The organism is Oleiphilus sp. HI0080 (assembly GCF_001635135.1).
The window spans coordinates 1-4,516 of the sequence record NZ_LWFU01001206.1; the positions used below are offsets into that span (position 1 = coordinate 1).

At 41.4% G+C, this 4,516-nt stretch carries 3 protein-coding genes; all 3 read left to right on the top strand.

Annotated features, from left to right (window positions below; all coding sequences use genetic code 11):
* Window positions 1-452 precede the first annotated feature (452 nt).
* The 3 genes from dnaA to A3751_RS21180 are packed head-to-tail and all read left to right on the top strand — an operon-like array spanning window position 453 to window position 4,345.
* The gene (gene dnaA / locus A3751_RS21170; RefSeq protein ID WP_068458797.1) at window positions 453-1,931 is read left to right on the top strand and encodes a chromosomal replication initiator protein DnaA; all 1,479 of its coding nucleotides are present in this window, start codon (window positions 453-455) and stop codon (window positions 1,929-1,931) included.
* Window positions 1,932-1,947: 16 nt separating this feature from the next.
* Complete coding sequence (gene dnaN / locus A3751_RS21175; protein WP_068458798.1) at window positions 1,948-3,051, top strand: DNA polymerase III subunit beta; 1,104 nt, start codon at window positions 1,948-1,950, stop codon at window positions 3,049-3,051.
* A gap of 19 nt (window positions 3,052-3,070) precedes the next feature.
* Window positions 3,071-4,345: an AarF/ABC1/UbiB kinase family protein gene (locus A3751_RS21180; RefSeq protein ID WP_068458799.1), complete on the top strand. Its 1,275-nt coding sequence runs from the start codon at window positions 3,071-3,073 to the stop codon at window positions 4,343-4,345.
* Window positions 4,346-4,516 lie beyond the last annotated feature (171 nt).

A 4,516-nucleotide genomic window follows, 5' to 3' on the forward strand; every position in this document is an offset into this window, starting at 1 on the left:
GTATGTATAGTGCGAGGTATAGTTTTGTGGATAGTTTTCATGGTCACTATTCAATGTTTTATCCATAAGTTAAAACACAAGTTAGTAACCCCTTACTGTGGATAAGTTTTTAAACTATTTTTGCTCGTATTTTTGTGCACAATGGTGTTTATAAGTACGTATATTACTGAAAATATTGAATAAAATTATGCACAGCCTGTGAATCGATTGGAATTGATGGGCTAGAAAGTAACGATTGAACACGTTAAACTGCACATCCTCTTGGAAAAAAGAAGCAATTGACGAATTTCAACGGTTTTGCTTTAAACAACATCACGTTGATGTGGTCTTCTTGTTTTCGAGTACTCAAATTCCTGGTCGTTTAGATAGCGTGCTTTGTTCAAAGTGCCCGATGTTATTTAAGTAGATTGACGAGGTTTTATATCGAACGTAATAACTAATATGGTTAGCGAATGCTTGAATCAGTTTGGGATAATTGCCTGGCTCGTTTAGAACAGGAGGAGTCCGCGCAAAAATTCAATATGTGGTTGAAACCATTACAAGCAGCGATCGTCGATGATGTTTTCTCCCTATTTGCGCCAAACCGTTTTGTCCTCGATTTTGTTAACGATCATTATCGCAAACGTATTGGTGATTTGGTGGTAGAACTCTCTGGTAAATCCTTACCGGTCAGGGTCTCAATAGGGCATGCGCCTAAAGCAAGTTCTACAGATAACGCATCACAAGGTTCGGTAATCGAAGCTGATAGACACGCAATTAAGAATTCACGAATTAGTCAGATATCCGATGTAAGCCAATCGCGAACCACCTCTGAGCGGACGAGTTCCTCTTTTAAAGAGAACAACCGGGCGCTGCATGTAAGTAAAGATGCCTCTTCGTCGGACAATAAAGAAACTGGCGTTGTAGAGCATAAAAGTGCACTAAATGACAAATTTACGTTCGATACCTTCGTCGAAGGTAAATCTAACCAGTTGGCGAGGGCGGCGGCGGTACAAGTTGCAGATAAGCCTGGAGCATCGTATAACCCGTTGTTTTTATATGGCGACGTTGGTCTAGGTAAAACGCACTTGATGCATGCGGTTGGCAATGAGATCAAAGCACGTAATCCAAAAGCGAGGATCGTGTACTTACATTCAGAACGTTTTGTAGCGGATATGGTTAAGGCATTACAGCGAAACGATATTGCCAAGTTTAAGAAGTACTACCGTTCTGTAGATGTGCTTTTGATAGACGATATTCAATTCTTTGCTGGAAAAGAGAGATCTCAGGAAGAGTTTTTTCATACGTTTAACGCTTTGCTTGAGGGCGGTCAGCAAATGATCCTCACTTGCGACCGCTACCCAAAAGAAATTGAAAATATGGAAGAACGTCTGACATCCCGTTTTGGTTGGGGGTTGTCAATGAAATTGGAACCACCCGAGTTAGAGACGCGCGTTGCTATTTTGATGCGTAAAGCAGAACAAGATAACGTATTGCTTAGTGAAGAATCGGCTTTTTTTATCGCAAACAGAATTCGGTCTAATGTTCGGGAATTAGAGGGTGCTTTGAAATTAGTGGCAGCGAACGCTAATTTCAGTGGTCAGGATATCACTCCTGCATTTTCTCAAGAGTGTTTAAAGGATTTATTGTTAGTACATGATCGTCAGGTCAGCGTAAACAACATTCAAAAGACGGTGGCTGAGTATTATAAGATCAAGGTCGCGGATTTACTGTCAAGAAGAAGAACTCGTTCAATAGCTAGGCCAAGACAGGTAGCAATGACATTGTCTAAGGAGCTGACAAATCATAGTCTACCTGAGATTGGTGATGCATTTGGTGGACGTGATCATACGACGGTATTGCATGCTTGCCGTAAAATAGCAGAACTCAAAGAGAGCGATGCTAATATTCGGGAAGAATACACAAATTTTATTAGAAAACTAACTATGTAATGTAAGGCAAGCATTGATGAAATTTTCGATTAGCAGAGATGATATTTTAAGCCCTTTACAGGTTATCTCCGGAGTGGTTGAGCGAAAGCAGACCATGCCTGTACTGTCGAATATTCTTGTTGTAGCGGAGCAGGGCGTTGTTTCGTTAACTGGTACGAATATGGAAGTGGAGCTGGTATGTAAGCTTCCAGAAGCAAGTATTGTTAGCGAGGGCCGCACTACTATTCCCGCACGCAAACTCTCTGATATTTGTAGATCTTTACCAGCAGATGCGGTTGTTGAACTAAGTTTAGAGGGTGATAAGGCGCACCTGCATGCTGGTAAAAGTCATTTTACCTTGGCGACGTTACCTGCTGATCAATTTCCGAATACAGACGAAAATGAGCAAGATATAGAAGTTCGATTTAGCGAGGGCGCTTTTAAGTCCATGCTTGAGTCGACTGCTTTCGCGATGGCTCAACAAGATGTCCGCTATTATCTAAACGGGATGCTTTTAGAGATTGGAAATCAATACGTTAAAACTGTCGCAACAGATGGTCACCGTCTAGCTTTATCGAGTGTCGACACTGATCAAGTCTTAGCCGATAAACTACAAGTTATCGTCCCTCGCAAAGGGGTACAGGAATTTAGTCGGTTACTTTCCGATAGCGATGATGAAGTCGCTATTTTGATTGGCGATAATCATATTCAGTCTGAAATAGGTAACTATCGTTTTACTTCTAAGCTTATTGATGGAAAGTTTCCTGAGTATGAGCGAGTAATTCCGCAGGGCGGTGACAAAGTTATCGTAGCAGAACGTGAATCACTTAAAGCGATGTTTACACGTGCAAGTATTTTGTCTCATGAAAATATCCGTGGTATTCAGTTGCAATTGTCACCCGGCCAAGTCCAAGTGTTTGCAAATAACCCGGAACATGAGCAGGCCGAAGATAGCTTAGATATTATTTATGACGGACAAGAGCTACAAATAGCGTTTAACGTGGGCTATCTAATTGACGTGCTTAGCACAATCAAAACAGATAGCGTTAAGATGACATTATCTAACGCAAGTTCGTCGGCCTTGATTGAGTCTGGTGATGAAGACGGATGTTTGTACGTCGTCATGCCAATGCGTCTTTAACGCGGATGAGGAAGAATAAATGGGATTAGTACTTAATTCATTGAAAGGAGCCTTGCGCCTTACTCAAACAGCTCGTGTACTTAGTACAAACGGAGCGAAATGGGTTTTGGGCGACCGCCCGGCTAATCCTGTTTTGTTGAGACGAGTGTTTGAAGAACTTGGTGCAACTTATATAAAGCTTGGACAGTTTGTCGCTAGTTCGCCGACGTTTTTCCCAAAGGATTATGTCGATGAATTTCAACACTGCCTTGATCAAACATCGCCCTTTCCATTTTCTGTCGTAGAGAGAATCATTCGATCTGAGTTGGGTTGTGATCCTAAAGAGGTATATAGCTTTATTGATCCCACGCCCTTAGCTTCAGCGTCAATAGCGCAAGTTCATTCAGCAAGACTAATTAGTGGCGAAGACGTTGTTATAAAGGTACAGAAACCAGGCGTTGAGAATGTTCTATTAACGGATTTGAATTTTCTTTACGCAATGGCTCGTTTGCTGGAAAAAGTAGCACCCAAGATTTCATGGACGTCTATTTCTGGCGTTGTCGATGAAATTCAAAAGACAATGATGGAAGAATGCGATTTCATCAAAGAAGCGAATAATTTAGAGATCTTTCGCGCTTTCCTTGATGAGTCTGGTAATGACGATGTTGTCGTGCCGAAAGTATATAAGCAGGCAAGTACGCGTCGAATTTTAACGATGGAACGATTTTACGGTGCATCGTTGACAGACTTAGATAGCATTAGAAAGTATTGTGATGATCCAGAGCGCACCCTTATTACGGCCATGAATACTTGGTTTGCTAGTCTGACACAGTGCGAGTTTTTCCATGCGGATGTACATGCCGGAAATTTGTTGGTACTCGACAACGGCAAGATAGGTTTTATCGATTTTGGCATTGTTGGTCGTATTCAGTCCGGCACTTGGGAAGCTGTATCTGATTTTATTTCTTCAATTATGATTGGTAACTTCGATGGAATGGCTGATGCAATGATTCGTATCGGGGTGACCGATAAGGATATTGATCCGTCACTGTTATCTAAGGATCTTCAAGGTGTGTTTAATAAGATGGACGTGATGGTTCCTGACTATGCGTTGTTGGGTGATCCTAGCAGTGAAGAAGATGATGTGAATAATCTACTGTTAGAGATGGTCCGGATAGGCGAAGAGAATGGTCTTCACTTTCCTAGAGAATTTGCGTTATTGCTTAAACAATTTTTGTACTTTGATCGATATGTCCATATTCTCGCGCCTGAATTGGACATGTTTGTTGATTCTCGATTGAGCATGTTGCACTGATCGAAATCATTGCTTTTTGAGAGCGCACACTCTTTCGGGTGTTGCGCTCTTTTTCTATGTAGATCTCCTAATAGTTTATTATGAATTCTTCTAATACCGAGTGTTGTTAACCGACGATGTTGCAAGAGCTTTTTATATCAGGATTTAGGAATTTAGATGTCCAAACATTGC